This window comes from Halorubrum sp. AD140, assembly GCF_034497445.1.
GTDB lineage: Archaea > Halobacteriota > Halobacteria > Halobacteriales > Haloferacaceae > Halorubrum.
Genome location: NZ_JAXRUU010000127.1, coordinates 1 through 2437 on the forward strand (window position 1 = coordinate 1; position 2437 = coordinate 2437).

Here is a 2437-nt window from a genome sequence, read left to right on the forward strand (position 1 = left end):
TCTTCGCCGACTCGCCGGCGTTCGACGCAATCCGACTCGTCGAGGGCCGGTTCCCCGCCGTCGAGACGCCCGGGATCGTCGACCACCGACCGATCGCCGAGCCGACCCGCGACGTCGAGCAGTATCGCCCGTACGCGGCGGCCGCCGACGCGACCGCCGAGTACGACGCCGACCCCGGAGACGACCACCACCAGTAACCATGCGAATCGACATCACAGACGTACACAGACGGTACGGCGACGTCGAGGCCCTCGTCGGGCTCGACCTCACAGTCGAATCGGGCGACGCGTACGGCCTCGTCGGGACGAACGGCGCGGGCAAGTCCACGCTGTTCGGGCTCATCGCCGCCCACGACCGGCCCGACTCGGGCCGGGTCCTCGTGGGCGGCCGCGACGTCCGGGCGATCGGCTGGCGGATCCGCGAGGCGATCGGCGTGCTCCCGGAGAACCCCGGCTTCCCGCCGGGCGGGACCGGGCGCGGGACCCTGCAGTTTCACGCCGATGTCCGCGGGATCGGGTCGAGCCCGGATGACGCCGCCGGGCGGGTCGCGGGCGCGGCGGCGACGGTCGGGCTCGCGGACGCGATCGACCGCCCCATCGACGGCTACTCCAAGGGGATGCGCCGGCGGCTCGGGCTGGCGGCCGCGCTGCTCGCGAACCCGGCGGTGCTCCTGCTCGACGAGCCGACGGCCGGGCTGGATCCGAACGGCGTCGCCGCGCTCCGGGAGATCCTGGTCCGCGTCCGCGAGGAGACGGACGTCACGCTGCTGATGGCGACCCACGCGCTGCGGGAGGCCGAACGCGTCTGCGACCGCGTCGGCGTCCTCGACGACGGGCGGCTCCTCGCGGAGGGGACGCCCGACGAGCTCGGCGCCGAGTACGAGGACGGGCTCGAGGGCGCCTTCGTCTCGCTCACCGGGGGTGGTCGCGATGCCTGAGCGCGGCGCCGGGGCGGGGGCCGAGAGCGGTGACGGAGCCGAGAGCGTCCCCGAACACGAGACCGGCCCCGAACCCGATGCGACCCCGGACGGCGGCGTCGTCGACGGAACGGCCGTCACCCCGCGGTCGGACTCGACCGGGGAAACGACTACGGCCGACGCGAGAGGGGTGACGGTTCCCCCCCCGCGGCCGGGCGTCGTCTCCCGGATCGCGCGCCGCGAGACTCGGCTGACGACTCGCCGCGGGTGGGCGCTGGCGCTGTCGGTCGTGTTCGCCGCGTTCGGGCTCCTCTTGGCGACGTTCAGCGGGTCGAGCGTGGCGCCGACCGGCTACGAGCCGGTGGTCGCGAGCTACGTCGAACTGGCGACGTACCTGGTGCCGCTGGCCGCGCTGGCGTTCGGCCACGGCGCGATCGTCGGCGCGGCCGAGCGCGGGCGCCGCGGCGTCGGGTTGACGCTGCCCGTCTCGCGCGTCGAGGCCGCGATCGGCGTGTTCCTCGGCCGCGCCGCGGTGCTCGCGGCGGCCGTCACGCTCGGCTTCGGTGTCCCCGGGCTGCTGCTGTTGCGGGAGTTCGGGCTCGCCGGCTGGCCGACGTTCGCGTGGTTCCTGTTCGCGACGGTCGCCGTCGCCGTCGCGCTCCTCGGGCTGGGAGTGGCGATCTCGGCTGCCGCCCCGACCTCGACGGTCGCGCTCGCGGGCGCCCTGCTCGCGTGGGCGTGGTTCGCGCTGGTCCACGACCTGCTCGCGCTCGGCGTGCTCGCGGCCGTCGACGGTGCGGACGGGCTTGTCGCCGTCGCCGTGGCCGCGAACCCCGTCTCAACGTACCGGCTGCTCGCGCTCGCGCCGACCGACGCGGGCGGCGCCGGGCTCTCTGCCGCGCTCCACGGCAGCGGCCTCTCAGCGGCCACCCTCGTGGCCGTCCTGCTCGGCTGGGTCGCCCTCGGGGTCGGCGTCGCCGCGGTCGCGCTCCGCGCGAAGCGGATCTGACGGCGGCGCTCGCCTCGCAGTTCGTCCGACGCTGCCAAGGTCTCGGCGTTTTCGAGCGGTGACACGAGCAAAAGAAGTATCACATCGGGGCGAGACGGGGGGAACATGAAAGCCGTTGTACTCGCGGGGGGGTACGCGACCCGACTCTGGCCGATCACCGAGCACCGACCGAAGATGTTCCTTCCGGTGGGCGAGAACACCGTCATCGACGAGATTTTCGAGGACTTCGAGGCCGACGACCGCGTCGACGAGGTGTTCGTCTCCACGAACGAGCGCTTCGCCGACACGTTCGACGAGTACCTCGCGGACAGTCCGTTCGAGAAGCCGACCCTCTCGGTCGAGGAGACCGTCGAGGAGGACGAGAAGTTTGGCGTCGTGGGGGCGCTCGAACAGCTCGTCGACCGCGAGGGGGTCGACGACGACCTGATCGTCGTCGCCGGCGACAACATGATCAGCTTCGACCTGAGCGACTTCGCCGACTTCTTCGAGTCGAAGGGGACGCCGACGCTGGC

General features: G+C 73.2%; 3 protein-coding genes and 1 pseudogene. All 4 read left to right on the forward strand.

The genetic code is table 11. The features are described from left to right. Positions 1 to 197, forward strand: a pseudogene (locus tag U4E84_RS16560) (nitrous oxide reductase family maturation protein NosD); the annotation flags it as partial. Positions 198 to 199: 2 nt separating this feature from the next. Further along, entirely contained in the window at positions 200 to 937 is a 738-nt protein-coding gene (locus U4E84_RS16565) for an ABC transporter ATP-binding protein (RefSeq protein ID WP_322533211.1), read from the forward strand. Continuing rightward, positions 930 to 1925, forward strand: coding sequence for an ABC transporter permease (locus U4E84_RS16570; RefSeq protein ID WP_322533212.1), 996 nt, complete (start codon positions 930 to 932; stop codon positions 1923 to 1925). The genes U4E84_RS16565 and U4E84_RS16570 overlap by 8 nt, the downstream gene beginning before the upstream one ends. A gap of 105 nt (positions 1926 to 2030) precedes the next feature. Continuing rightward, a partial coding sequence (locus U4E84_RS16575; protein ID WP_322533213.1) for an NDP-sugar synthase occupies positions 2031 to 2437 on the forward strand: 407 nt, incomplete at its 3' end.

Bases quoted from the DNA above. Each gene is read 5' to 3' on its own strand.
- U4E84_RS16565 (WP_322533211.1), top strand. From the start codon at position 200: ATGCGAATCGACATCACAGACGTACACAGACGGTACGGCGACGTCGAG.
- U4E84_RS16570 (WP_322533212.1), top strand. From the start codon at position 930: ATGCCTGAGCGCGGCGCCGGGGCGGGGGCCGAGAGCGGTGACGGAGCC.